General features: G+C 57.2%; 22 protein-coding genes. 9 read left to right on the forward strand and 13 right to left on the reverse strand.

All coding sequences use genetic code 11. The features are described 5' to 3' along the window. Positions 1 to 29: 29 nt before the first annotated feature. A complete protein-coding gene (locus INF73_RS11925) occupies positions 30 to 1,259 on the reverse strand; it encodes an MFS transporter (RefSeq protein WP_193540751.1) in 1,230 nt (409 codons plus the stop codon). A 97-nt stretch (positions 1,260 to 1,356) separates the two neighbouring features. On the opposite strand from INF73_RS11925, the gene INF73_RS11930 reads away from it, so the two are divergent. Beyond that, on the forward strand, positions 1,357 to 2,247 hold the full coding sequence (locus INF73_RS11930; protein WP_045631007.1) for a LysR family transcriptional regulator: 891 nt from the start codon (positions 1,357 to 1,359) through the stop codon (positions 2,245 to 2,247). Here INF73_RS11930 and INF73_RS11935 read toward each other — a convergent pair. After that, the gene (locus tag INF73_RS11935; RefSeq protein WP_023337595.1) at positions 2,244 to 2,414 is read right to left on the reverse strand and encodes a YfgG family protein; all 171 of its coding nucleotides are present in this window, start codon (positions 2,412 to 2,414) and stop codon (positions 2,244 to 2,246) included. The two genes, INF73_RS11930 and INF73_RS11935, sit on opposite strands and share 4 nt — an antisense overlap. A gap of 371 nt (positions 2,415 to 2,785) precedes the next feature. Here INF73_RS11935 and INF73_RS11940 point away from each other — a divergent pair, with 371 nt between their 5' ends. Next, positions 2,786 to 5,026 carry an EAL domain-containing protein gene (locus INF73_RS11940; protein ID WP_028014035.1) on the forward strand — a complete coding sequence of 747 codons (2,241 nt, stop codon included), beginning with the start codon at positions 2,786 to 2,788 and terminating at the stop codon, positions 5,024 to 5,026. Between the two features lie 4 nt (positions 5,027 to 5,030). Here INF73_RS11940 and ppx read toward each other — a convergent pair whose 3' ends face one another. The 4 genes from ppx to purM all read right to left on the reverse strand — a co-directional run bounded on the left by ppx (position 5,031) and on the right by purM (position 10,492). After that, complete coding sequence (gene ppx / locus INF73_RS11945) at positions 5,031 to 6,569, reverse strand: exopolyphosphatase (protein ID WP_028014034.1); 1,539 nt, start codon at positions 6,567 to 6,569, stop codon at positions 5,031 to 5,033. 3 nt (positions 6,570 to 6,572) lie between these two features. Next, positions 6,573 to 8,633: a polyphosphate kinase 1 gene (gene ppk1, locus INF73_RS11950; RefSeq protein ID WP_028014033.1), complete on the reverse strand. Its 2,061-nt coding sequence runs from the start codon at positions 8,631 to 8,633 to the stop codon at positions 6,573 to 6,575. A gap of 183 nt (positions 8,634 to 8,816) precedes the next feature. Continuing rightward, positions 8,817 to 9,458, reverse strand: coding sequence for a phosphoribosylglycinamide formyltransferase (gene purN, locus INF73_RS11955; RefSeq protein ID WP_028014032.1), 642 nt, complete (start codon positions 9,456 to 9,458; stop codon positions 8,817 to 8,819). Then, positions 9,455 to 10,492 (reverse strand): phosphoribosylformylglycinamidine cyclo-ligase, encoded by a 1,038-nt coding sequence (gene purM / locus INF73_RS11960; RefSeq protein WP_008501643.1) that lies wholly within the window; start codon positions 10,490 to 10,492, stop codon positions 9,455 to 9,457. The genes purN and purM overlap by 4 nt, the downstream gene beginning before the upstream one ends. Before the next feature lie 266 nt (positions 10,493 to 10,758). Between purM and INF73_RS11965 the strand changes: the two genes are divergently transcribed. From INF73_RS11965 to INF73_RS11980, 4 genes are all read left to right on the forward strand, one after another. Then, positions 10,759 to 12,189, forward strand: coding sequence for a 6-phospho-beta-glucosidase (locus INF73_RS11965; protein ID WP_193540750.1), 1,431 nt, complete (start codon positions 10,759 to 10,761; stop codon positions 12,187 to 12,189). A 210-nt stretch (positions 12,190 to 12,399) separates the two neighbouring features. Next, positions 12,400 to 13,026: a uracil phosphoribosyltransferase gene (gene upp / locus INF73_RS11970; protein WP_008501641.1), complete on the forward strand. Its 627-nt coding sequence runs from the start codon at positions 12,400 to 12,402 to the stop codon at positions 13,024 to 13,026. Between the two features lie 82 nt (positions 13,027 to 13,108). Continuing rightward, positions 13,109 to 14,398, forward strand: a complete 1,290-nt coding sequence (uraA, locus tag INF73_RS11975) for a uracil permease (RefSeq protein ID WP_017692944.1) — start codon at positions 13,109 to 13,111, stop codon at positions 14,396 to 14,398. Between the two features lie 96 nt (positions 14,399 to 14,494). Then, positions 14,495 to 15,196 carry a DnaA inactivator Hda gene (locus INF73_RS11980; RefSeq protein WP_211438414.1) on the forward strand — a complete coding sequence of 234 codons (702 nt, stop codon included), beginning with the start codon at positions 14,495 to 14,497 and terminating at the stop codon, positions 15,194 to 15,196. A 76-nt stretch (positions 15,197 to 15,272) separates the two neighbouring features. On the opposite strand, the gene INF73_RS11985 is transcribed toward INF73_RS11980, so the two are convergent. The 3 genes from INF73_RS11985 to celB are packed head-to-tail and all read right to left on the reverse strand — an operon-like array spanning position 15,273 to position 18,970. Beyond that, entirely contained in the window at positions 15,273 to 16,691 is a 1,419-nt protein-coding gene (locus INF73_RS11985; RefSeq protein ID WP_193540800.1) for a M17 family metallopeptidase, read from the reverse strand. Continuing rightward, positions 16,691 to 17,647, reverse strand: a complete 957-nt coding sequence (locus tag INF73_RS11990; RefSeq protein WP_193540748.1) for a N(4)-(beta-N-acetylglucosaminyl)-L-asparaginase — start codon at positions 17,645 to 17,647, stop codon at positions 16,691 to 16,693. Before INF73_RS11990 ends, INF73_RS11985 begins: the two co-directional genes overlap by 1 nt. 3 nt (positions 17,648 to 17,650) lie before the next feature. Beyond that, positions 17,651 to 18,970 (reverse strand): PTS cellobiose transporter subunit IIC, encoded by a 1,320-nt coding sequence (celB, locus tag INF73_RS11995; protein ID WP_047368073.1) that lies wholly within the window; start codon positions 18,968 to 18,970, stop codon positions 17,651 to 17,653. A gap of 147 nt (positions 18,971 to 19,117) precedes the next feature. Here celB and INF73_RS12000 point away from each other — a divergent pair, with 147 nt between their 5' ends. Then, on the forward strand, positions 19,118 to 19,942 hold the full coding sequence (locus tag INF73_RS12000; RefSeq protein WP_136343622.1) for an XRE family transcriptional regulator: 825 nt from the start codon (positions 19,118 to 19,120) through the stop codon (positions 19,940 to 19,942). Here INF73_RS12000 and arsC read toward each other — a convergent pair. Both arsC and bepA read right to left on the reverse strand, forming a co-directional pair. Next, positions 19,939 to 20,295 carry an arsenate reductase (glutaredoxin) gene (arsC, locus tag INF73_RS12005; RefSeq protein WP_048959914.1) on the reverse strand — a complete coding sequence of 119 codons (357 nt, stop codon included), beginning with the start codon at positions 20,293 to 20,295 and terminating at the stop codon, positions 19,939 to 19,941. The two genes, INF73_RS12000 and arsC, sit on opposite strands and share 4 nt — an antisense overlap. A 13-nt stretch (positions 20,296 to 20,308) precedes the next feature. Then, positions 20,309 to 21,772 (reverse strand): beta-barrel assembly-enhancing protease, encoded by a 1,464-nt coding sequence (gene bepA, locus INF73_RS12010; RefSeq protein WP_041908772.1) that lies wholly within the window; start codon positions 21,770 to 21,772, stop codon positions 20,309 to 20,311. Positions 21,773 to 21,993: 221 nt separating this feature from the next. Here bepA and INF73_RS12015 point away from each other — a divergent pair, with 221 nt between their 5' ends. Continuing rightward, complete coding sequence (locus tag INF73_RS12015; protein ID WP_028014023.1) at positions 21,994 to 23,058, forward strand: AI-2E family transporter; 1,065 nt, start codon at positions 21,994 to 21,996, stop codon at positions 23,056 to 23,058. An 82-nt stretch (positions 23,059 to 23,140) separates the two neighbouring features. Here INF73_RS12015 and bcp read toward each other — a convergent pair whose 3' ends face one another. Then, positions 23,141 to 23,611, reverse strand: coding sequence for a thioredoxin-dependent thiol peroxidase (gene bcp / locus INF73_RS12020; protein WP_014171119.1), 471 nt, complete (start codon positions 23,609 to 23,611; stop codon positions 23,141 to 23,143). Then, on the reverse strand, positions 23,611 to 24,180 hold the full coding sequence (locus INF73_RS12025) for a glycine cleavage system transcriptional repressor (protein ID WP_028014022.1): 570 nt from the start codon (positions 24,178 to 24,180) through the stop codon (positions 23,611 to 23,613). The genes bcp and INF73_RS12025 overlap by 1 nt, the downstream gene beginning before the upstream one ends. A 145-nt stretch (positions 24,181 to 24,325) precedes the next feature. Between INF73_RS12025 and dapA the strand changes: the two genes are divergently transcribed. Continuing rightward, on the forward strand, positions 24,326 to 25,204 hold the full coding sequence (gene dapA / locus INF73_RS12030) for a 4-hydroxy-tetrahydrodipicolinate synthase (protein ID WP_028014021.1): 879 nt from the start codon (positions 24,326 to 24,328) through the stop codon (positions 25,202 to 25,204). Positions 25,205 to 25,214: the final 10 nt, after the last annotated feature.

Below are 25,214 nucleotides of genomic sequence, written 5' to 3' on the forward strand. Positions count from 1 at the left end.
TGAATGACAACAGGGAAAGAAAACCATTTTTATGTATCGGAGATATTTGCCGGAGGGGGCGTTTTGTACCCGTTTGTCAGCGCGTCGCGCGGGATACAGTGCGATACAGTTTGCCTACCGGGATGGCGCACGATCGCTATCGCCAGCCCGGCAATCACCAGCGTTAACCCCGTCGACACTCCCATTGCACCCGCGATCCCCAGCGTTTTGTTCAGCCACGCATAGGCAAACGGTGCGGCTGCGGCCATCAGCTGGCCCGGGATAAGCAGCATACCCGTGCGGCGGGCATAGCTTTCCGTGCAAAACAGCTCCAGTGGCAGCGTGGCTTTTACTATGGTGACCAGCCCGTTGATGGCGCCGTAGCCCAGCACAAACCCGGCCGCACACCACGCAAAGAGGGGGCTGCTCATCCCCAGAATAAAGCAGAGCGGCATGGCGAGGGCGGTGAAGAGCGTGAGTTTGAAGGGGGTTAAGCGGCCGCCTGCCAGCACCTCCAGCGAGCGCGCGCCCGTCTGGCCGATCCCCCACAGCATGCCGATGGCGACCGGCAGGCCAAAGTGGGCAATAAACTCCGGCAGATGGGTGGAGGTGCCGTTAGAGACAAAGGTGATAAGGGCGATGAAGGCCGCATAAAGCCAGGCGTTACGCCGCTCGTTGCGCAGGGGCGGCGCGATGGCCTTTGTGTTTTCCGTCAACCGCTGCCGGGGAAGCGTGCGGATCAGCGCTGCGCTCAGCAGGCCAAGCAGGGCATAAATGCGTAACGCGTCCTGCCAGCTCATGATGTGCAGCAGGCAATCGCCCAGCGGCCAGAAGACGGCAGACGCCAGCCCGCCCGCCAGCGTGACGCGTGAGATCGTTCTTCGCGCCTGCTGCCCGTAGAGGTTGACCAGCGCGGCGAACAGCGCATCATACAGCGACAGACGCATCCCGATGCCGCACAGTAGCCAGGCGCCGTACCAGCCAGACAGCGTCCGGGTATACGCCATACCGGCGCAGCTTGCGGCGATCAGCAGCGTTCCGACCATCACCACTTTCTGCCCGCCAAAGCGTGCCAGCAGGCGGGCGACAAAAGGTGATACCGCCGCCATCACCAGCATCGCCAGCGTCAGGCCGAGGTAAATCTGCGGCGCTGACCATCCCCGGTCGGCTGAAATTGCCCGCGCAAAGGTGCCGGGCAGATAAAACGAGATCCCCCAGTTGATAAGCTGATTACATCCGGCAGTAAGGGCAAGGCTACGAGGCAGGGCAGGTGTTTCCATTGTTTTTCATTCCGTTATGCAGTTGTCCTGAGCATAGCGAGCGCGGTATTGTGCTGGCAGGCCTGCAACCTTATGCGCTGTATAAGAGAAACTTTGAATGACGACGCTTAACCTTGGCTATCTCGCGACGTTCCGTCTGGTGATCCAGCGCGGCAGCTTTTCGGCGGCGGCGGATCTGCTGGGCATTTCCCAACCCGCCGTTAGTCTGCAAATACGTCAGCTGGAGCAGTTTCTGCAAACGCGGCTGGTGGAGCGTACCGGGCGGGGCATTAAGGCCACGGCGGCAGGAGAGTCACTGCTGGTGCACGGAGAGCGCATTCAGCAGGTTGTGGACGAAACCCTGCGGTCCGTGAGCGCGTTCAGCCACGATGTCAGCGGGACCATTACTCTTGGTACGGGGGCGACGGCCTGTATCCATCTTCTGCCGCCCCTGCTGGAGCAGCTGCGCCGCGACTATCCGCTCCTGCGGGTGGGCGTAACAACGGGCAACACCCTCGACATCGTCAGGGCCATCGAAGAGAACCGTCTCGATATGGGGCTGGTGACGCTGCCGGTCAGCGGCAGAGCGCTGGACGTTATGCCGGTGATGGACGAGGAGTTTGTTTTTATCGCGTCGCGGGAACAGCAGGATGCTTTCAGGGAGTTAACCCCAGAGGCGCTCCATGCCCAGCCGCTGATCGCCTTTGAGTCTGGCAGCGGTACCCGGGCGCTCATTGATGGCTGGTTTGCGGCCAATGGGTTAGCGATCGCGCCGGTGATGCAGCTTGGCAGCATTGAGGCGATTAAGCGTATGGTTCGGGTGGGGCTCGGCTACAGTATCGTTCCGCGAATGGCGGTTGAGCATGATGCTGACCGTGAAGGGCTCTGCGTCATGTCGCTCACGCCCGTGCTGCAGCGACAGCTCGCCATCGTGATGCGGCAGGACAAGATCCTCAGCAAAGGGATCGCGGGGATTATTCGGCTGGTGCAAAACCCATCGCAGGGCTAGCGGTCAGCGGCGTCGACATTCAGGCTGGACTGCTGCGACTGGATTTTGTCCTGATGGTGATACCAGGCGCCGATGGAAGAGTAAACGAAGCGGCCAAAGAAAAACAGAAAGCTGATGAGCAGTATAATGCGGGTCATCCGGGTGTTAAAACGGTGTCGTTTGCGCATACGCGTGGCCTGACTCACTCTTCTTTTTCCTGGGCATGCCCTTCTGGGCGACGGGGATATTAAGGCACAGCGGAAAGAGAGGGTCAATTCCGTCATGTGTAAATAACCGTCAACGTTTACATTAATTATTGTTATTGAAATTAATATTTGCATTTACCATATTGATAATATGAAGAAAATTATTTCAAAAAAACGCTGTGCAAAGCTTATTTGCGTAAAATAGTTTGATTTATGTCAACGGATTCCCGGCCCTGATATTTAAAATCCCTCCTCCATACCGTTCGCCCCGCACGTCGCCGGGCGGCGCCAGGTCAGGTTGGATGCCTGTCATTATTTTCCTTCTGGAGAAAAAGGGGTTTAACCGGGCATCTATGAACATTTTTGCTTTCCTGAAAAAGAATCAACACCGCTGGTGGGTATTGCCGCTTATTTTACCGGTGGTTTTACTTCCCGTACTGAGCGTGGCGAATACGTTCACGCACCTGGGCGACGGGATAGCGGCACTTTATTATTTACCGCTCTCGTTTTTGCTTTCGCTGATGATGTTTTTTGGTCTGGAAGCCCTTCCCGGGATCGTGTTGTCGCTGTTTATCCGTTATTACCCGTCGGTCGGGATGTTTGAAACCGTCGCCGGCGTGCTTCATTTTATTGTCCCTATAGTGCTTAGCTGGGGCGGCTACCGGGTGTTTGCGCCCAGACGCAATATGACGGCGTACGGCGACGTACGGCTGATGGCGCAGCGCATCTTCTGGCAGGCCTTCTGCCCCGCGACGCTGTTTCTGCTGTTGTTCCAGTTTGCGGTGTATCTGGGCGTGTACGAGAGTCGCCAGAGCCTGGCAGGGCTTAACCCCCTCAACATTCGCACGCTGATCAACTATCAGGCCTTGCTGGTCAGCGGTCTGACGGGCGTGCCGTTAAGTTATCTGCTGATCCGCCTGATTCGTCATCCGCGCTATCTCAAAAGCCTCATCTCGCAGATCCGTACCCAGATAGACAAAAAGGTGACGCGCGCTGAGTTTCTGATTTGGGCCATTGCGCTTGCCGGGCTGCTTTCGCTCCTGCTGCTGCCGATGAATGAAAACAGTTCGATTTTCACCACTAACTACACCCTGTCGCTGCTGATGCCGGTGATGCTCTGGGGGGCGATGCGCTTTGGCTATAAGCTGATTTCGCTTATCTGGATCCCGATACTGCTGGTGTCTATTCACTATTTTTACCGCTATATCCCCGTGAACCAGGGGTACGACATTCAGCTGGCAATCACCTCTTCCAGCTATCTGGTCTTCTCGTTTGTGGTGATTTATATGTCGATGCTGGCGACCCGGCAGCGGGCGGTGAACAAACGCTCCCGCAGGCTGGCGCTGCTCGACCCGGTTCTGCATATGCCTAACCTGCGGGCGCTCTCGCGCGATCTGGCGAAAAACCCATGGTCGGCGCTCTGTTTACTCCGCGTTCCGGAGCTTGAAATTCTGGGCCGTAACTATGGCGTGTTACTGCGCATTCAGTACAAACAGCAGCTCGCGCAATGGATTAACGGCACGCTCCAGCCCAATGAGCAGGTCTATCACCTGACGGGCTGTGACATGGCGGTTCGCCTTAATGCCGAATCGCACCAGCAGCGGATTGAAACCCTGGACGAACACATCAAGCAGTTCCGCTTTGTCTGGGACGGCATGCCGCTGCAGCCGCAGGTGGGGGTGAGCTACTGCTATGTGCGTTCGCCGGTTAACCACCTCTATCTGGTGCTGGGTGAGCTGGGGGTGGTGGCCGATCTGTCGCTCTCCTCTAACCACCCGGAAAATCTTCAGCAGCGCGGCGCCGTCCATCTGCAGCGTAGCCTGAAGGATAAAGTCGCGGTGATGAGTCGCCTGCAGCGTGCGCTGGATAACAACGCATTCACGCTGCTCGTTCAGCCCGTACGCGGCCTGCGTGGCGATAGGTATCATGAGGTCTTGCTGCGGATGACTGATGCAAACGGGCTGTTGATCTCCCCTGAACAATTCCTGCCGATAGCCCAGGAGTTCGGCCTCTCTTCGCGGGTGGATTTGTGGGTGCTGGAGCATACGCTGCGCTTCCTCGCCGCGCATCGCGAAAGGCTACCCGGCCAGCGCTTTGCCATTAATCTGGCCCCTTCAACGGTGTGTCGGGTGCAGTTCCCGCTTGAGGTGAGTCGCCTGCTGGCGAAATATGCCATTGAGCCGTGGCAGCTGATCTTTGAAGTGACGGAGTGCAGCACCTTCTGCAACGCGGAGCAGGGGCTCCATATTCTGCGGCAGCTGCAGAAAATGGGGGTACGCATTGCGATCGATGATTTTGGTACCGGCTATGCGAGCTATGCGCGGCTGAAAAGCGTGGATGCGGACATTCTCAAAATCGACGGCGATTTCATCCGCAATATCGTCAACAACAGTCTGGATTACCAGATTGTGGCCTCTATCTGTCATCTGGCGCGCATGAAGAAGATGCTGGTGGTGGCGGAATATGTCGAGACCGAAGAGATACGTAGCGCGGTGCACGCGCTAGGCATTGATTATGTGCAGGGCTATCTGATTGGCAGACCGGCACCGCTTGAGTCACTGCTGGAAGCAGAGGCGTCCACGGCGGACGCCTGAGCCGTTACGCGGCGACGTCGGCGCTATCTTCCTCGATTTTGAGCATCCAGCCGGTGACCGCTTCCCAGTACTGCTGCTCTTTTTCCAGGTCCAGCAGGACCAGCGCGTTCTGGCTGAACCAGTCGTGCGGGAAGCTCAGCGTCCAGTGGTGATCGTCGGTTTTCAGCTTCAGCGTCGGCGGTGTGGTGGTGGCCTGACGCTGATTGTTCAGCAGCACGCCCAGGCGCAGCAGCTGAATAAGCGGCAGGAACTGCTTTTTCTTAAACAGCGTGAAGCGCGGCAGATCGTCGAGCTTGATGGCTTTACGGTGATAGCGCACCAGGGTCGCCATCATTGTTTGCTGCTCCTGGTTGAAGCCGGGCAGATCGCTGTTTTGCAGAATATACGCTGAATGGCGGTGCATCCCGCTGTGGTTGATGTTCAGCCCCACCTCGTGCAGCATCGCGGCCCATTTCAGCAGCGCGGCAAGCTGCGGGTGCGCCAGCTTGGGGTTCTGCTCCTGCCACTGCTCGTACATCTGCACCGTGGTTTCCAGGACGCGCTTCGCCTGCTCGCGGTCGATGTTGTACTGGTTGGCCAGGCTCTGCGCGGTGCGGCTGCGAATGTCCTGATGGCGGAAGCGGCCCTCCATTTCATACAGCACCCCCTCACGCAGCGCGCCGTCGGAAAGGCGCAGCTCTTTAATCGCCAGGGCGTCAAACACGCCGCAGAGAATAGCCAGGCCCGGCACGAAGACTGCCTTACGCTCGTCGGAAAGCCCCGGCAGGCTTAGGGCGTCAAAACTTTTATGCTTCAGCACCTCTTCGGTCAGCAGGGTCAGGCGTTCAGGCGTGATAAAACCGTCTTTTTCACCCATCGCCAGCAGCACTTCATGCGCCGCCTTGATGGTGCCCGACGCGCCCAGCGCCACGTTCCAGCCCTGAATGCGGTACTGCCAGGCCAGATTCTCCAGCTTCTGGATCGCAGCCATTTTCGCCCGCTGGAAGTTTTCACGGGTAATGGTGCCGCCGGGGAAGTACATCTGCGCGAAGCTGACGCAGCCCATGCGACGGCTTTCCACCAGGCGCGGCTCAAAGTCTTCGCCGATCACCAGCTCCGTAGAACCACCGCCGATGTCGATCACCAGCTTGCGCCCTTTTTCCGGCTGGGTATGTTCAACGCCCATGAAAATCAGACGCGCCTCCTCGTTACCGGAGATGATCTCAATCGGGTAGGGGATCACTTTTTCGGCCCGCTTGAGGAACTCCGGCGCGTTCAGCGCCTGGCGCAGCGTGTGGGTGCCCACGATGCAAACGCTGGAGGGCGAGAAGCCCTGCAGGCGTTCGGCAAACAGCGACAGGCAGTTTAAACCACGCTCCATCGCCTCTTCGCTGAGCATGCTGCGCTCATCAAGCCCATCCGCCAGGTGTACGCGCTGCTTCAGACGACCGATGATCTGCAGCGCGCCATCCACCTCACGGGCGATGACCATGTGAAAACTGTTAGAGCCAAGATCGACCGCGGCGTATTCCTGCGGGCGTGGGGTCTTATCATTTATCGGCATAGGTTAATCGGGTTGCTCGAGTGATTTGATATAGTCGTAAATCGCCAGTTGTGACCGCACTTTACGGCGGTTGCCGCGCGGTACGTAGCGGTTACTGAGTTCTTTGTCGATATAGCGCGCCTTCACCGTATCGCTGAACAGGATCTCGATAATGTCGAGGATACGCTGTTTCAGACGCGGATCCAGCAGCGGCGTCGCGACTTCAATTCGATAGTCAATATTGCGCGTCATCCAGTCTGCCGAAGAGAGATAGACCTGTTTATCGCCCGCATTATCGAAAATATAGACCCGATCGTGCTCCAGGTAGCGGTCAACGATGCTGATAACGCGAATATTGTCGCTGATGCCTTCCAGTTCCGGAATAAGCGAGCACATGCCGCGGATCAGCAGGTTAACCGGCACGCCGGAGCTGGACGCCGCGTACAGCCTGTCCACCAGCCCTTTATCGACCAGGTTGTTAAGCTTCAGCGTGATGCCGGACGACAAGCCTTTCTGGGCATTGGCGATCTCTTTATCGATCATATCGTACAGCAGGCGGCGTGAGTTCTGCGGTGAGACCAGCAGATAGTCGAAGCTCACCGGGCGGTACGGGTTTTCGATGAAGTTAAACACCCGGCGCACTTCGTTGGTAATGCGGGCGTCAGCGGTTAAAAGCGAGTAGTCGGTATAAATCCGCGCAGTTTTTTCGTTAAAGTTCCCGGTGCCGATGTGGGCATAGCGCACCACGTCATCACCCTCTTTACGCGAGATCAGGAACAGTTTGGCGTGAATTTTCAGACCCGGCGCGGAGAAGATCACGTGCACGCCCGCTTCCGTCAGGCGGCGCGCCCAGTGAATGTTCGCCTCTTCGTCGAAGCGCGCCTGCAGCTCAACCACCACGGTGACTTTTTTGCCGTTGTGTGCCGCGTGGATCATCGCGTCGATGATGCGGGAATCTTTTGCCACGCGGTAGATGTTGATTTTGATCGCCAGCACGTTCGGGTCGAACGAGGCCTGACGCAGCAGCTCCAGCACGTGTTCAAAGGTGTGGTACGGGTAGTAGAGCAGCACGTCGCGCTCGCGGATGGCGTCGAATCCGTTGCGGAACTTATCGAACCAGATATGACGCAGGCGCGGCAGCGGTTTGTTCACCAGATTGGCTTTGCCAACGTTCGGGAAGCCAATGAAGTCTTTAAAGTTGTGGTAACGGCCACCCGGCACGATGGAGTCATAGCGCGAAATGGTCAGCTTCTCGCGCAGCATTTCCACCATGGCGTCCGGCATATCGCGCTGATAGACAAAGCGCACCGGCTCGGCCGTCAGGCGCTGTTTCAGGCTGGAGGACATCAGCTCCATCAGGCTGGCCTCCATCTCGTGCACCAGGTCATATTCGGCGTCACGGGTCATCTTCATCGAGTAGGCGTTTAACGCATCGTAATCGAAGAAGCCTTTGAAGATGTCGTCCAGACAGTAGCGCAGGATGTTATCCAGCAGGATCATCGGCTTACGTCTGCGCGGGGTTTCCGGCGGCAGGTTCACAAAGCGCGGCACCTTGTCGGACGGGATCTCCAGCAGGGCATAACGGATGGATTCACCGCGAATAATTTCCACCGCCAGGTAGGTGTAGTCATCCTTCAGGAACTGCACCAGATCGGTTTCGCGGTTGATGAGAATCGGGGTAATGTGCTGGCGCAGGTACTGTTTAAAGTAGTGGCGCAGCCAGTTTTGTTGGTTAACGGAAAGCTGACGTTCGTTAATCAGGAAGATTTGATTGCGCGCCATCTCCAGCAGCAGTTCGTTATACAGGCCGTCAAATTCCTGATCGGCTTTCAGCACGCGGGACTGGATTTTGCCCAGCAGATGCCGCGAGTGCGAGTTTAAGCCCTGTTCTTCGCTGATGATGATGCGTCTTTTCAGCTCGGCAAAGCGAACCTTGTAGAACTCATCCAGGTTGTTGGAATAGATGCCCAAAAAACGCATGCGTTCGATCAGCGGGTTACTTTTGTCAGCCGCTTCCTGGAGTACACGTTCGTTAAATGCTAACCAGCTTAGCTCTTTCTCGATATATAACTTTTCCTGACCCATTACAGCTCACACTCCAGTTCAATCACAGGACGTGGTAAATCCGTCTCGTCCTTATTATGGCGAGCATTTCCACGATATGTCCAACAGTGCCAGAAAAGTATGACAGTTATTTTTTTTGTTGGGGAATTTAGCGGGTTGGGGGAGGGAATATCGGGTAAGCGAAGCGCCACCCGACATAGCAAACTACTCTTCGGCCGCATAACCCTGCGGGGGCAACTTCACGCCGTCCAGCCAGGCTGCGCCGTCGCGCATTTCGAGACGCCCGTCGACAAACCAGCTTACCACCAGCGGGTAAATGGCGTGCTCCTGCGTCTGCACGCGTTCGGTCACGTCGTCTTCGTTGTCGCCGTCAAAGACCGGGACTTTCGCCTGCAGGATCACCGGGCCACCGTCCAGCTCGTCGGTCACGAAATGGACGGAGGTACCGTGCTCCTCGTCACCGTTTTCCAGCACCTGACGATGGGTATGCAGGCCGGGATATTTTGGCAGCAGGGAAGGGTGAATATTCAGCAGTCGACCGGCGTAGTGTTCGACGAAGGCCGGGCTCAGAATACGCATATAGCCCGCCAGCACCACGAGGTCGGGCGCGTAGGCGTCAATCTCCTGCACCAGCTCGCGGTCAAAGGCTTCACGTCCGGCGAACTGGCTGGCTTCCAGCGCGTGAGCGGGAATGTTCGCTTCCCGCGCGCGCTCAAGGCCGAACGCGTCGGCCTTGTTGCTGAAAACTGCCCGAATGGTGCCGTTGATTTTCTTCTGTTTGCAGGCGTCTATGATGGCCTGCAAATTGCTTCCGTTGCCGGAAATGAGCACCACGATGTTTTTCATTCAATGACCACACGCTGTTCGGAATCGGAGGCTTTAATCGTACCGATTTTCCACGCGTTTTCACCTTTCTCGGTCAGCAGCTTAACCGCTTTATCCGCTTCGCTTGCCGGCAGGGCGATAACCATGCCCACGCCGCAGTTAAAGGTGCGGTACATTTCGTGAGAGCTCACGTTGCCTGCAGTTTGCAGCCAGTTAAAGACCGCCGGCCACTGCCATGAGGATTCGTCGATCACCGCCTGGGTGTTGTCCGGCAGCACGCGCGGGATGTTTTCCCAGAAGCCGCCGCCGGTCAGGTGAGCAATAGCGTGAACGTCAACGTTCTCGATAAGCTCCAGCACGTTTTTCACGTAGATGCGGGTTGGGGCCAGCAGGTGGTCGGCCAGCGGTTTGCCGTCCAGCTCGGTGGTCAGCGGATCGCAGCCGCTTACTTCGAGGATTTTACGCACCAGAGAGTAGCCGTTAGAGTGCGGGCCGCTGGAGGCCAGCGCGATCAGCACATCGCCATCGGCCACTTTGCTGCCGTCGATAATTTCTGATTTTTCTACTACGCCGACGCAGAAGCCCGCGACGTCATAATCTTCGCCGTGGTACATGCCCGGCATTTCAGCGGTTTCACCGCCCACCAGCGCACAGCCGGACTGCAGACAGCCTTCGGCGATACCGTTAATGACGCTGGCTGCGGTATCCACATCCAGTTTGCCGGTCGCGTAGTAATCGAGGAAGAACAGCGGCTCTGCGCCCTGAACCACCAGGTCGTTCACACACATCGCAACCAGATCGATACCGATCGTGTCGTGACGTTTTAAATCCATCGCCAGGCGCAGCTTGGTGCCTACGCCGTCAGTACCCGAGACCAGAACAGGTTCACGATATTTTTGCGGCAGCGCGCACAGTGCGCCGAATCCACCCAGACCACCCATCACTTCCGGGCGGCGGGTTTTCTTCACCACACCTTTGATTCGGTCAACCAGCGCATTACCTGCGTCAATATCAACACCGGCATCTTTGTAGCTGAGAGAAGTTTTGTTGGTCACGGCTTAAATCCCCACGCGATTGCATAGCTAGTAAGAAAAATCGGCGCAATTCTAACAGTCCAGGCAAACGTTTGCGAGCCTATTCTGGACGTGGGGATCTTTTTTTCTGTATAGCCCGTAAATGCAGCCAAACTTGACTCCGTTCACGAAAATGAAACCGGTTTCGGCGATCTGCTTGCAACGAATATCCCCTTTGCACATCATCGAACTGAAACCGGTTTCTGTAATTGTTTTTGCAGAAAATAACGCAGAATGAGGGAAAGAGAATGTCAGGATTCAAAGCAGATTTTCTGTGGGGTGGGGCCGTTGCGGCGCACCAGCTTGAGGGCGGCTGGAAAGAGGGCGGTAAGGGCGTAAGCGTTGCCGACGTCATGACCGCGGGCGCCCACGGCGTGCCGCGTGAAATTACCAACGGCGTGCAGGAGGGGAAAAACTACCCTAACCATGAGGCTATCGATTTCTACCACCGTTATAAAGAAGACATCAAACTCTTTGCCGAGATGGGGTTCAAATGCTTTCGTACCTCCATCGCCTGGACGCGTATCTTCCCGAAAGGCGACGAGCTGGAGCCGAACGAGGCAGGCCTGAAATTCTATGACGATCTGTTCGACGAATGCCTGAAGTACGGCATTGAACCGGTTATCACGCTTTCCCACTTTGAGATGCCGTTCCACCTTGTGACGGAATACGGCGGCTGGCGCAACCGTAAGCTGATCGACTTCTTTGTCCGCTTCGCGAAGGTCGTTTTTGAGCGCTACCAGCATAAAGTGAAGTACTGGATGACCTTTAACGAGATCAACAACCAGGCCAACTTCCACGAAGACTTTGCGCCATTTACCAACTCCGGGCTGAAGTACGCGCCGGGTGAAGACCGCGAGCCGGTGATGTTCCAGGCGGCGCACTACGAACTGGTGGCCAGCGCCCTGGCGGTGAAGGCGGGCCGCGAGATTAACCCGTCGCTGCAGATCGGCTGCATGATTGCCATGTGCCCCATCTACCCGCTGACCTGTGCGCCGGACGACATGATGATGGCAATGAACGCCATGCACCGTCGCTACTGGTTTACCGACGTTCACGTGCGCGGCAAATATCCGCAGCATCTGCTCAACTACTTCGAGCGTCGCGGCTTCGCGCTGGATATCACCGAAGAAGATAAAGCCGCGCTGAAGCAGGGCTGCGTGGATTACATTGGGTTCAGCTACTACATGTCTTTCGCCACCAAAGCGACGGCAGATAACCCGGCGCTGGACTACGACGAGAGCAAGAGCCTGGTCTCCAACCCGTACGTGCAGAAATCCGACTGGGGCTGGCAGATTGATCCGGTCGGGCTGCGCTACTCTCTGAACTGGTTCTGGGATCACTATCAGCTGCCGCTGTTTATCGTTGAGAACGGCTTTGGCGCGATCGACGTGCAGGAGAGCGACGGCACGGTGAACGACCAGTACCGCATCGATTACCTTTCCGCACACATCCGCGAGATGAAAAAAGCGGTGGTGGAGGATGGCGTGGATCTGATGGGCTATACCCCGTGGGGCTGTATCGACCTGGTGTCTGCCGGAACGGGCGAAATGAAAAAACGCTACGGCTTTATCTTTGTCGATAAAGATAACGAAGGTAACGGCACCCTGAACCGCAGCAAGAAGAAATCGTTCGACTGGTATAAGCAGGTGATTGCGAGCAACGGCGATAACCTCTAATTGTCGGGTGGCGCTGACGCTACTCGACCTACAATACACGTAGGCCCGCGTAAGCGCCACCGGGCAAGACCCCGCACCCAAGCCGGAGCCCAGCCTCCGGTTTTTTGTTTTTGATTGATGTACGTCAAGCAAGTTGGGTATGGCGCAATCCGAAAAAAGCGGTATAATCCCGCGATTTTTTTGCGGATGCCACCTCAGAGGAGAAAGAGAATGAAGATTGTGGAAGTGAAACACCCACTCGTTAAACACAAGTTGGGCCTGATGCGTGAGCATGACATCAGCACGAAGCGTTTTCGCGAACTGGCTTCTGAAGTGGGCAGCCTGCTGACCTACGAAGCAACCTCCGATCTGGAAACAGAAAAAGTGACCATCGAAGGCTGGAACGGCCCGGTGCAGGTTGAGCAGATCAAAGGTAAGAAAATTACCGTAGTGCCTATCCTGCGTGCCGGTCTTGGCATGATGGAAGGCGTGCTGGAGCACGTACCGAGCGCGCGCATCAGCGTGGTCGGTATCTACCGTAACGAAGAGACGCTGGAGCCGGTACCTTACTTCCAGAAGCTGGTCTCTAACATCGACGAGCGCATGGCGCTGGTGGTTGACCCAATGCTGGCGACCGGCGGTTCAATGATCGCCACCATCGATCTGCTGAAAAAAGCGGGCTGCAGCAGCATTAAGGTGCTGGTTCTGGTTGCTGCTCCGGAAGGGATCGCGGCGCTGGAAAAAGCCCACCCGGACGTTGAGCTGTACACCGCCTCTATCGACCAGGGGCTGAACGAGCACGGGTACATCATCCCGGGGCTCGGCGATGCCGGCGATAAGATCTTTGGTACGAAATAATCGAATAACGATAAATAAGCCGACTTTGATAGTCGGCTTTTTTTTGAATAAAAACCAACAATACTACACAGAGGAAAACGCTATGACGCGCCGTGCTATCGGGGTGAGTGAAAGACCGCCGCTTTTACAGACTATCCCGCTTAGTTTGCAGCACCTGTTCGCCATGTTTGGCGCAACCGTGCTGGTGCCAATCCTGTTTCACATTAACCCGGCTACCGTGCTGCTGTTCAACGGCATCGGGACGCTGCTGTACCTCTTTATCTGTAAAGGCAAAATCCCGGCGTATCTGGGGTCGAGCTTTGCTTTTATCTCGCCGGTGCTGTTGCTGCTGCCCCTGGGTTATGAGGTCGCGCTGGGCGGCTTTATCATGTGTGGCGTGCTGTTCTGCCTGGTTTCCTTCATTGTGAAGAAAGCCGGTACCGGCTGGCTGGACGTGATGTTCCCGCCTGCGGCGATGGGCGCCATCGTTGCCGTCATCGGCCTGGAGCTGGCAGGCGTGGCGGCGAATATGGCCGGCCTGCTGCCTGCGGACGGCCAGTCACCGGACTCTAAAACCATTATCATCTCGCTGGTGACGCTGGGCGTGACGGTATTTGGCTCCGTGCTGTTCCGCGGTTTTATGGCGATTATCCCGATCCTGATTGGCGTGCTGGCGGGCTACGCGCTCTCCTTCGTCATGGGCGTTGTGGATACCACCCCGATTGCCGAGGCGCACTGGTTCGCGCTGCCAACTTTCTACACCCCACGCTTTGAATGGTTCGCCATTTTCACCATTCTGCCTGCCGCGCTGGTGGTAATTGCGGAGCACGTTGGCCACCTGGTGGTGACGGCGAACATCGTGAAGCGCGACCTGATCCGCGACCCGGGTCTGCACCGCTCCATGTTTGCCAACGGTTTCTCCACCATCATCTCCGGTTTCTTCGGCTCCACGCCAAACACCACCTACGGTGAAAACATCGGCGTGATGGCGATTACCCGCGTCTACAGTACCTGGGTTATCGGCGGCGCGGCGATCATCGCCATTCTGCTCTCCTGCGTGGGCAAGCTGGCGGCAGCGATCCAGATTATCCCGGTCCCGGTAATGGGCGGCGTTTCCCTGCTGCTGTACGGCGTGATCGGTGCCTCCGGTATTCGCGTGCTAATTGAATCCAAAGTGGATTACAGTAAGGCGCAAAACCTGATCCTGACCTCGGTGATCCTGATTATCGGCGTGAGCGGCGCGAAGGTGCACATCGGTGCGGCCGAGCTGAAGGGCATGGCGCTGGCGACCATCGTGGGCGTGGGCCTGAGCCTGATTTTCAAGCTGATCTCGGTGATCCGCCCGGAAGAGGTGGTGCTGGACGCTGACGAAAGCGAAAAAGCGCCTCATTGATCGTCATACCGGGCGACGGATCGCCCGGTTCTCTCCTGGCGGGTTCCGTGTTAAACTCATCGCCGATTTTATGTAAGATCTCTGGTTGAGGTATTTCTGAACGGACCGGCACAGCTCTCTCTGCCACTCTATCTCCCTGACGACGAAACTTTTGCGAGTTTCTGGCCGGGTGATAACCCCTCTTTACTGGCTGCACTGCAAAACGTGCTGCGTCAGGATCACAGCGGATACATCTATATCTGGTCACGCGAAGGCGCGGGGCGCAGTCACCTGCTGCATGCCGCCTGCGCCGAGCTTTCGGCGCGCGGCGATGCGGTCGGCTACGTGCCGCTGGATAAACGTACCTGGTTTGTGCCTGAAGTGCTTGAGGGCATGGAACATCTCTCGCTGGTCTGCATCGATAATATCGAATGCGTGGCGGGGGACGAGCCGTGGGAAATGGCGATCTTTAACCTCTACAACCGCATTCTGGAGTCGGGCAAAACCCGGCTGCTGATCACCGGCGATCGTCCGCCGCGCCAGCTTAACCTTGGGCTGCCGGATCTGGCGTCTCGTCTGGACTGGGGGCAAATCTACAAGCTCCAGCCGCTATCAGATGAAGATAAGCTGCAGGCGTTACAGCTGCGAGCAAAGCAGCGCGGCTTTGAGCTGCCGGAAGACGTGGGCCGTTTCCTGCTCAAGCGTCTGGACCGCGAGATGCGCACCCTGTTTGATACGCTCGATCAGCTCGATCGCGCCTCCATTACCGCCCAGCGCAAGCTGACCATTCCGTTTGTGAAAGATATTCTTAAGCTGTAGTTATGCCGGGTGGCGGCTGCGCCTTACCCGGCCTGCATATGGCGCCCGTAGGCCCGGTAAGCGCAGCGCCACCGGGCTAAAGAGCCCCCAGCAAGTGCTCCACCAGCAGCGGAATCGGCCTTCCCGACGCCACGCTCCTGCCGTTCTCGCGCCACAGCGCCGTGCCGCTGATGTCCAGATGCGCCCACGGGATCGTCTGCGGGCAAAAATGGTGCAGCAGCCACGCCGCCGACGCGCTGATTGCCGCGTTGTTTGTCGGGGTGTTGCACAGATCGGCAATCGCGCTGTCGGTCTGCTTTTTCAGCCGCGCATCCAGCGGCAGGGACCACACTTCGTCACCGCTCCGTTTTCCCGCCTGCGTCAGCGCGGCGCGCAGCGGCTCGTCCTGCGTCATCAGCCCGCTCAGCTCATACCCCAGCGCTTTCACCACCGCACCGGTTAAGGTCGCCATATCAATGATATAGCGCGCCTGCGGATGGCGCTGGCTGGCCCAGGCGATGGCATCCGCCAGCACCAGTCGGCCCTCGGCATCGGTGTTGTTGATTTCAACCGTCATGCCGTTGCAGGCCGTTGCTACCGAGCCGGGCTGCATGGCGTCCGGGCCGATGGCGTTTTCCGCCAGCGCCAGCACGCCCATGATGCGTACGGGCAGCGCCAGCTCTGCTACGGTCAGCATCAGCCCCAGCACGTTGGCCGCACCGCACATGTCGTATTTCATGGTGTACATGCCTGCGCCTTCCTTCAGCCACAGGCCGCCGGTATCGAAGGTAATGCCTTTACCTACGTAGCAGCGCACCGGGCCGTCAGAAACGCCGTCATAATGAATAGCCAGCAGACGTGGCGGGCAGATCGCCCCTTTGCCGACGGCGTTCAGCAGCCCAAGACCCTGCTCAACAATAGCCTTTTCGTTCAGCACCTCGCAGCGCAGGGCAGGGTAGGCGGCACACAGTTTGTGCGCCTCTTCGACCATAAACTGCGGCGTACAGCGATCGGACGGTATATCCGCCAGGCGACGCGCCGCGACCATGCCGTGGGCGATGGCCTGCTGCTGGCGGAAAATTGTTTCCAGCTTCGCCTGCTGTTCCGGCAGGCAGAGGGCGGTGATGTGCTTAATACGAGCGCACTCACTGGTTTTTTTCAGCTGTAAATCGCTCAGCCTGTGCGCCTGATTAAAGAGAAAACGCAGCACCTGCGCCAGCACCACCTCGTCGATATCCGTCACGTCCAGCACGATATCTGCGCTGACGGGAGAGGCAATCAGCGGTCGCAGGGCGGCAAGCAGGCCTTCAGTGAGCGCGTCATGCCAGAGCGCATCCGGCAGCAGGGTGATGCGCGCAAAGGGCGCGCAGCCAAAGCGGGTGTCCGCGATGCCGTCAGAGTCACGCATTTCCGCAACAAGCGCGGTTTGCGGCAACTGCGCACAGGAGACGCGGGCGATTAAATGGCTTCGCGGCTTCGCGTCAGAAAGCGCGGTGATAAACTGATACGCGATCATCATGACTCCTCAATCGGTGCGCGGATCCGCGCGGCGTAGGCCTGCATCCACTCTTCGTCCACGGCGTGATAGTGCGTTTTCTCCCGCAGGCGCTCGGTACGAAAAACGGTGAGGGGCTGACGGGCCGTCGCCACCACAAACGAGAAGGTTTTAATGTTAGTGGCGGCGCCAAATTCGCCCCTGTTGTTCATGCACACCACGGAGAGATCGCCCACGCGACCGAAGCGCGACATCAGCTTGTCTTCCAGCTCGAACACCACGGAATCTGCCGCCTGCTGCGGTGTCATACCCTGCGCCATGCGACGAACAATTTCGTAGCTCGTGCAGCCTTTCATCAGATCTTCACCGACGCCCGTAGCGGTGGCCGCGCCGGTTTCGCTGTCGCAGTAAAAGCCGGAGCCGATAATCGGCGAATCCCCAATGCGGCCGCGTTTTTTCATAAACAGGCCGCTGGTGGAGGTGGCAACGCTCATTGAGCCCTGCTTATCGAGGCCGATAACGCCGACGGTGTCGTGTCCGTCGTACGGGCTTAAGCCTTTATCCAGCGTCTCGCGGCAGCGTTTGCGGTAGTGCTGCATAGCCCGTTCGGTGAGCATGCTTTTGTCGGCAAAGCCCTGACTTAGCGCCCATTCACGCGCGCCCTGGCCGACCAGCAGGCTGTTGTAGCGCTGGCGGCTGAGCGCGTGCGCCACGCGCACCGGGTTGGCGATATCCACCAGGTTCCCCACGGCACCGAACGCCAGCGTGTCGCCGTCCATGAATGCCGCGTCCAGCTCGACTTCGCCGTTTTCGGTCGGCAGCCCGCCGTAGCCGACGGATTTATAAAACGGAAAGTCTTCGACGGCGGCGACGGCATCAACCACCGCCGTAGCGACCGGTTTTCCCGCCGCCAGGGCAGACGCAGATTCCGTTACCCCTTCAAGCGCCATTCGCCAGGTTGCGATAATTCCCCACATGCTTTACTCCTGTTTTGCAAGGGTGGTGTCGGTTTGCGTAACGGTGGCAATTTCCGCCGCGCGGTACTGTTTGTCCACGATACGCATGAAAGGCAGGTACAGCATGGCGCCAATCAGCAGGTTGATCAGCTGCATCACGCTGCCGCTCAGGTGTCCGGTGACGATAAAACCGCTGATCACCGGCGGCAGCGTCCAGGGGATAAACACCCCGGTGGTGACGGCGACCGCGCCAACCTTCATCGCCGCATACTGCACGGTGACCAGCACCAGCGGCACCAGGTTGAACGGAATAAGCATGATCGGGTTCATGATCACCGGCAGGCCAAACAGAATCGGCTCGTTGATGTTAAACACCGACGCCCCGGCGCCGAGGCGCGCCACTTCGCGCATGTTTTTACTGCGGGCGAAAATCAGCATCGCAATCACCAGCGACAGCGTAGCACCCGCGCCGCCCATCCAGATCATGTCAAAAAACTGTTCCGTGATAATGTGCGGCGGCGTCGTCCCCGCCTGGATAGCGGCGATGTTGTCGGTCTGGTTTTCCATCCACAGCGGACGAATGATGCCGTTAATCATCGAGCCGGAGTTAATGCCCACTGACCAGAGAATGGTGATGCTGAAGACGGTCATCAGCGCACCGAAATAGGAGGTGCCGTAGTGGCGCACCGGGGTAGCAACCACTTCATAAATAAACTGGTGGATGGTGTTGTAGTGAGTGTTTTCGAAGACGATGCGGATACCCAGTACCAGAATCATCACCAGCAGGGCGGGGATCAGCGCCGCGAACGACTCCTGCACCGCAGGAGGCACGCCGTCCGGCATTTTAATGACCAGATTTTTGCGCTTCAGCCAGCAGAACAGCTCCGTCCAGAGCAGCGAGCCGATCATCGCCACGAACAATCCTTTGCTGCCAATCCACTCCACCGGCATCACGGTAATCCCGCCATTTTCCGCCACCTTAATAAACGGCGTCAGGATCAGAAACGCGACCAGCGCCAGAATGCCGCAGGAGATGCGGTCCTCGCCGTAGTGTTCCGCCAGGCGGAAGGCGACCAGGAAGCTGATGAACAGCGACATGGTGGAGAACACCGCGTTGAATGGAATTTCAATAATCGCGCTCCAGCTCTCACCAAAGGCCTGAGACATAAACTGCTGATAGGCCTGGTTAGGGAAGGAGGAGATAACCAGCAGAATGGAGCCGACGATAATAAACGGCATGAATGACACGTAGGCACCGCGAATGGCCCCGAGATGACGCTGCTGGGCCGTTTTCGCCGCCAGGGGCATCAGTTTTGCTTCAAGAAATCCCAGAACATTGTTCATTGTGAACTCCGTACAAGATTGAGGGGGGTTGTTTATGTTATGTCTGTGGATTATCAGTGAAGCGCGGCGAGCGAAAGGTGAAACCGGTCACAAAGCAATCGCCTGTGTTATATAAATCTCATATGATTAGTTAACGGAATTGTTGCGATGGAAATTAAACTTCACGCCAATGCGACCACCACGCCGCGCATCCGCCGCTATCTGCAACAGTCAGATAAAAGCGACAGAGAGCTTGCCGTTGAGCTGGGGATCTCGGTCACGACCGTCAGGCGCTGGCGCAACCGCGACCAGGTTTCGGATAACCACACCACGCCAAAAGTGATACACAAAGCGTTGAGACAGGAGCAGGTGGCGCTGGTGAATGCGCTGCGCGACATCTCAGGGGCGCCGTTAGATGAACTGCTGCAGATGGTTAACGACGTGCTGGGGATCCGCGTTTCAAGGGCAACGCTGAATCGCTATCTCAAACCGGCCTCCGCGAAGCTAAAAGGGGGGCCATTGCAGGGAATAAAAGCGCTGAAGGCTGGCATGCGGCCGCATACGCTGATGCTCCATCATCTGCCTCTATCCCTGCACATGGACGATGGGGGTGAACAACACCTGCTCTGGGCGCGCGAACCAGTGAGCGGTTGGTGTTATGCCCGGCTCTATGCGGGACTGTCGCCCCAGTTGCTCAATACCTGGACGCGGGCGCTGCTTGATGACTGTCCGGCTGATATACAATCTATTGAGACTTTTGGTTTTGAGCTGACGGAGGCTGCAAAAGATGTGGCTGTAAAAACACATCCCCAAAAACACAACGCGCTTCAGGTAGCGGTGCCATTAGGCGATGTTATTCCTCGCGTGAATGATGAACCGGCGGGAGAAGTGTTGATCGCGCTGTGCGAGTTTTATAACCGGGGCAAAACGCAGAAAAAGCTGGGAGAGAGTACGCCGCAGGCGTTTCTGGAAGCGCTGCGGCGTAGGGACTAGAGAATTTCGAGCACATCTTCCGGCGGACGGCCAATGCGCGCCTTGCCGTTCGCCACCACAATCGGGCGCTCAATCAGCTTTGGATTGTCGACCATCGCCTGTACCAGTTCAGCCTCGGTGAGGCGGCTGTCATCCAGATTAAGCGATTTATACAGATCCTCTTTCTGACGCATCAGTTCGCGCGCGCTGCCCATCCCCAGCATGTGCAGCAGCTCGCGGATCGTCTGCGCGTCCGGCGGCGTCTCCAGATACAGCACCACTTCCGGGTCGATGCCGTTAGATTTCAGCAGGCTGAGGGTGTCGCGGCTCTTGGAGCAGCGAGGGTTATGGTAAATTTTTACCGCGTCTGTCATGACTTCTCCTTTATTACATCTTCTCGTACGGCTTAAAGCGTTGTTGCAGGCCGCGCAGCTGGTCGATGCGCGCGTCGTAGCGGGCCTGCTGCAGGCTGCCGAGCTTCACCTGCGAGCTGGCGCTGCTGAGCAGGGAAATAGCCTGATCGAGACGGCCCGCCAGCGCCAGCCCTTCAGCACGCGCCGCCAGTTCCTGATCGCGGTTACCCAGTTGCCCCTGCGCCTGAGCGAGCAGCTCCCAGCCGTTCTGGTCGTCTTTATTGTTAAACGTGTAGCGGTTCAGAATGGTCACGGCCTGCGCAGGCTGACCGCCCTGCAAGTAAGCGTTCGCCAGGTTAAGCTGCAGCACCGGGTTGGTCCGTATGTCTTTCGCCCCTTTCAGGCGGTTAATCGCATCAGTGGCTTTCTTCTGCCCCAGATCGATATCCGTCGAGAGATCGAGATACCACGGATTGTTCGGGTCAGCTGCCAGCAGCGGCTGCAGCGCTTTACGCGCCTCGTCGTATTTACTGGCTTCCATCGCCTGTAGCGCCTGACCATACTGCGCGGCATTTTTTTCCCGCACGTTGCCTTTCGCCAGGGTATCCAGCAGATCGCTGGTGAGCTGGTTACGTCCGGAGTTGTACATGCCGAGCGTTCTTACTTTCGCCATGTAGAAGTCCTGCGAAGACTGTACGACCACCGGGCGCATCTGGTTGGCACGGTTGCGTGCGTCCGAGAGACGGCTTTCCGGCAGCGGGTGGGTGAGCAAAATTTCCGGCGGACGGGAAGAATACCGTGCCTGGTCGAGCAGTTTTTCCAGGAAGCTCGGCATGGCCTGCGGGTCAAAGCCGGAGCGCTGTAAAACCTGAATGCCGATGCGGTCAGCTTCCTGCTCGTTTTGCTGGGTGAAGCTGATCATCCCCTGACGCGTTCCCGCAAGCGTACCGGTCAGGGCCGCCATCCCGGCCTGCGGGCTGGCCATCGCCAGCAGAATAGAGCCCAGTGCGCCCACCCAGGTGAGCGGGGCGTTACGCTTCTGGTCTTCCATTGCACGCGCGAGGTGGCGCTGGGTAACGTGCGAAATTTCGTGCGCCATTACCGAAGCCAGCTGGCTTTCGTTGTCTGAGTAACGGAATAACGCCGAATGCAGCACCACGTTTCCGCCGAAGAAGGCGAAGGCGTTGATTTCGTCGTTATTAATTAAATAGAAGTGGAAGGGCGTTTTTACCGAGTCGGCGTGCGCCACCAGGCGCATCCCCAGCCCGTTAATGTACTGCACCAGCAAAGGGTCGTTGATCAGCGGGGCGCTGCCGCGCAGCTGGCGCACATAGTAATCACCCATCTGCATTTCTTGCCCGATAGAGAGCGTGCTTCCTGCCGTGGTGCCCATGTCCGGCAATGAATCGGACGAGTCAGCGAAAGCGGGCAACACCTGACCGACCGTCACTGCGGCAATCAGTGTTGCAACCAGTGTTTTTCTCAACTGCCTGAACATAACCACTGTCCTGTATGTTGGAGGTGCTAATTTGACCGATGAACCGGCATATCGTTCATCTCTGCTGCCCTGCGAGTGTAGCCGTGTTACCGCATGAAGAAAATCCCATTCATCAGGCTTTTGCGGATTGTGACAGGGATACAAAAAGCGAAAGTCTTTTTTGTGACAGTTAGATACAATTCACCGTCTCACTCCCGCCAATCGATTCAGGGAAGGGTTGTATGCTCGAAATGTTAATGCAGTGGTATCGGCGTCGGTTCAGTGACCCGGAAGCCATTGCTTTGCTGGTTATTCTGGTTGCCGGGTTCGGTATTCTGTTCTTCTTCAGCGGCCTTCTCGCCCCTCTGCTGGTGGCGATTGTGCTCGCATACCTGCTGGAGTGGCCAACGGCGCGCCTGGAACATATCGGCTGTTCGCGCCGCTGGGCAACGAGTATCGTGCTGGTGCTGTTTGTCGGCATTCTGCTGCTGATGGCATTTGTGGTGATGCCGGTTGCCTGGCAGCAGGGGATCTACCTGATCCGCGATATGCCCGGCATGTTGAACAAGCTGTCTGATTTCGCCGCCACGCTGCCGCGTCGTTACCCCGCGCTGATGGATGCGGGGATCATAGATGCGATGGCCGAAAACATGCGCGCCCGCATCATGACGATGGGCGATTCGGTGGTGAAATACTCTCTGGCCTCGCTGGTGGGTCTGCTGACGCTGGCCGTCTATCTTGTGCTCGTGCCGCTAATGGTGTTCTTCCTGGTCAAGGACAAAGAGCAGATGCTGAACGCGGTACGCCGCGTGCTGCCGCGCAATCGCGGGCTGGCCGGGCAGGTCTGGCAGGAGATGAACCAGCAGATCACCAACTACATTCGCGGCAAGGTGCTGGAGATGATAGTCGTGGGGGTAGCCACCTGGATTGGCTTCCTGATCTTCGGCCTGAACTACTCGCTGCTGCTGGCGGTGCTGGTCGGGTTTTCGGTTCTGATCCCGTATATCGGCGCGTTTGTGGTGACCATTCCGGTGGTGGGCGTTGCGCTGTTCCAGTTTGGGCTGGGTACCGAGTTCTGGAGCTGCTTTGCGGTATACCTGATTATTCAGGGGCTGGACGGTAACCTGCTGGTGCCGGTGCTGTTCTCCGAGGCCGTGAACCTGCATCCGCTGGTGATTATCCTGTCGGTGGTGATTTTCGGCGGGCTGTGGGGGTTCTGGGGCGTGTTCTTTGCCATTCCGCTGGCGACGCTGATTAAAGCGGTGGTGCACGCGTGGCCGGATGTGCCTGCGGTGGAAGAGAAGTAGTTTCGCCGGGTGGCGCTGCGCTAACCCGGCCTACTTATTCTTGTAGGTCGGGTAAGGCGAAGCCGCCACCCGACACTCACTTTCAGGCGCTTTGTTTCAGCCAGTTCAACACCACGTCGTGGTGGTTGCTGGTTTTGAAGTCGTCAAACACATGTTCAACTTTACCGTCAGCGTCAATCAGGAAGCTGATGCGGTGAATGCCGTCGTAGGTTTTACCCATAAAGGTCTTTTCACCCCAGACGCCGAACTGCTCGCAGACCTGGTGGTCTTCGTCGGAAAGCAGCGTGAAGTTCAGCAGCTCTTTTTCCGCAAATCGTGACAGCTTTTCTGGTTTATCCGTGCTGATTCCCAGCACTTCCACGCCGACTTTCTTCAACTCGTCCATATTGTCGCGTAAGCCGCAGGCCTGTACGGTGCAGCCGGGGGTCATGGCTTTCGGGTAGAAATAGACCAGAACACGCTGTCCCTGGAAGTCGGTCAAATTTACTTGCTCACCGTCTTGATCCGGTAAGCTAAATTTCGGTGCGATGTCACCGGCTTTCAGTGGATTCATTACTCAACTCCATCCTGTTCGTGCTGCGAATAATTGACGACGCTTATACTGCCCTGCGCGTTTAATTCTGTACAGAGGGCTTTGAACGCTTGCTCGATATTTGACGCATCCTGCGAGGCAGGGCTGTGTGCGGTAATTTGAATAAAGAGCGTGGGAACGGTGCTTTCGTCGCCCGGCTGCGTGCGGGAGACGAGTTCGGCAATGTTCATCTGATGGCTGTCGAACAGCGCGGTAAAGCGCTCAATCAGATGCGGAGAATCAGGGACTTCAACCTGCACCCAGACGGTCGCGGGCATGGCCGGACGCGGGCGCGCGGTGGTGCGCTTCATGACGATCAGCAAATCCAGCTCCGCGCCTTTCAGCGGCAGGGTGGATTCAATAAGGGTAATGGCATTCCATGTTCCGGACAGCAGCATGATAAACGTGAACTCTTCGCCGAGCATCGCCAGGCGGCTGTCTTCGATGTTACAGCCGCAGCTGCTCACGTGACGGGTGATGGTGTTCACGATACCCGGCCTGTCGGCACCCAGCGCGGTGATAACCAGGTAATGTTGTGATGAGGTTGTCAAACCTGTTCTTCCTTTGCATGGTTAAGTCTTCATAAGGAAAGCATAAAAAAAACGTGCATACAACCGCCAGAGGGCCTCAGGTCGCTTGCTTTTATTACAGTTCCAAACGTACCATTGAGGCTCTTGTTCGCACAGAGGATGGCTCATGTTCACGGGAAGTATTGTCGCGCTTGTTACACCGATGGATGAAAAAGGTAATGTCTGCCGGTCCAGCATGAAAAAGCTGATTGATTACCATGTCGCCAATGGAACCTCGGCGATCGTTTCGGTAGGGACTACCGGTGAATCTGCAACGCTGAGCCACGAAGAGCACGGCGATGTGGTTATGCTGACCCTGGAACTGGCTGACGGACGTATTCCGGTCATTGCGGGGACAGGTGCTAATGCGACCGCAGAAGCGATCAGCCTGACCAAACGTTTTAACGACAGCGGCATCGTGGGCTGTCTGACGGTCACCCCTTACTACAACCGTCCTACTCAGGAAGGTTTGTTCCAGCACTTCAAAGCCATCGCTGAACATACTGATTTGCCACAAATTCTGTATAATGTGCCGTCCCGTACCGGCTGCGATATGCTGCCGGAAACCGTTGGTCGTCTCTCGGAAGTAAAAAATATTATCGGTATTAAAGAGGCGACAGGGAACTTAAGCCGCGTTCATCAGATCAAAGAGCTGGTTTCAGACGACTTTATCCTGTTGAGTGGTGATGATGCGACCTCGCTGGACTTTATGCAGCTTGGTGGTCATGGCGTGATCTCCGTAACGGCGAACGTTGCGGCGCGCGATATGGCTGAAATGTGCAAACTGGCTGCAGCCGGTCACTATAATGAAGCGCGTGTCATTAATCAGCGTCTGATGCCGTTGCACAATAAATTATTTGTCGAACCCAATCCGATCCCAGTGAAATGGGCGTGTAAGGAGTTGGGGCTTGTAGCATCCGATACGCTGCGTTTGCCAATGACACCGATTACCGACCACGGTCGCGACATCGTCAGGGCTGCGCTGAAGCATGCCGGTTTGCTGTAAAGTTTAGGGA

The organism is Enterobacter cloacae complex sp. P6RS, from assembly GCF_014982245.1.
GTDB lineage: Bacteria > Pseudomonadota > Gammaproteobacteria > Enterobacterales > Enterobacteriaceae > Enterobacter > Enterobacter bugandensis.

Coding starts and splice junctions, on each gene's coding strand:
- INF73_RS11985 (WP_193540800.1), bottom strand. CDS start 16,691: ATGATCGCGTATCAGTTTATCACCGCGCTTTCTGACGCGAAGCCGCGA.
- INF73_RS12015 (WP_028014023.1), top strand. CDS start 21,994: ATGCTCGAAATGTTAATGCAGTGGTATCGGCGTCGGTTCAGTGACCCG.
- INF73_RS11935 (WP_023337595.1), bottom strand. CDS start 2,414: ATGCGCAAACGACACCGTTTTAACACCCGGATGACCCGCATTATACTG.
- uraA (WP_017692944.1), top strand. CDS start 13,109: ATGACGCGCCGTGCTATCGGGGTGAGTGAAAGACCGCCGCTTTTACAG.
- upp (WP_008501641.1), top strand. CDS start 12,400: ATGAAGATTGTGGAAGTGAAACACCCACTCGTTAAACACAAGTTGGGC.
- INF73_RS11940 (WP_028014035.1), top strand. CDS start 2,786: ATGAACATTTTTGCTTTCCTGAAAAAGAATCAACACCGCTGGTGGGTA.
- INF73_RS11925 (WP_193540751.1), bottom strand. CDS start 1,259: ATGGAAACACCTGCCCTGCCTCGTAGCCTTGCCCTTACTGCCGGATGT.
- INF73_RS11990 (WP_193540748.1), bottom strand. CDS start 17,647: ATGTGGGGAATTATCGCAACCTGGCGAATGGCGCTTGAAGGGGTAACG.
- INF73_RS11965 (WP_193540750.1), top strand. CDS start 10,759: ATGTCAGGATTCAAAGCAGATTTTCTGTGGGGTGGGGCCGTTGCGGCG.
- INF73_RS12000 (WP_136343622.1), top strand. CDS start 19,118: ATGGAAATTAAACTTCACGCCAATGCGACCACCACGCCGCGCATCCGC.
- purN (WP_028014032.1), bottom strand. CDS start 9,458: ATGAAAAACATCGTGGTGCTCATTTCCGGCAACGGAAGCAATTTGCAG.
- ppx (WP_028014034.1), bottom strand. CDS start 6,569: ATGCCGATAAATGATAAGACCCCACGCCCGCAGGAATACGCCGCGGTC.
- ppk1 (WP_028014033.1), bottom strand. CDS start 8,633: ATGGGTCAGGAAAAGTTATATATCGAGAAAGAGCTAAGCTGGTTAGCA.
- INF73_RS11930 (WP_045631007.1), top strand. CDS start 1,357: ATGACGACGCTTAACCTTGGCTATCTCGCGACGTTCCGTCTGGTGATC.
- dapA (WP_028014021.1), top strand. CDS start 24,326: ATGTTCACGGGAAGTATTGTCGCGCTTGTTACACCGATGGATGAAAAA.
- bepA (WP_041908772.1), bottom strand. CDS start 21,772: ATGTTCAGGCAGTTGAGAAAAACACTGGTTGCAACACTGATTGCCGCA.
- arsC (WP_048959914.1), bottom strand. CDS start 20,295: ATGACAGACGCGGTAAAAATTTACCATAACCCTCGCTGCTCCAAGAGC.
- celB (WP_047368073.1), bottom strand. CDS start 18,970: ATGAACAATGTTCTGGGATTTCTTGAAGCAAAACTGATGCCCCTGGCG.
- bcp (WP_014171119.1), bottom strand. CDS start 23,611: ATGAATCCACTGAAAGCCGGTGACATCGCACCGAAATTTAGCTTACCG.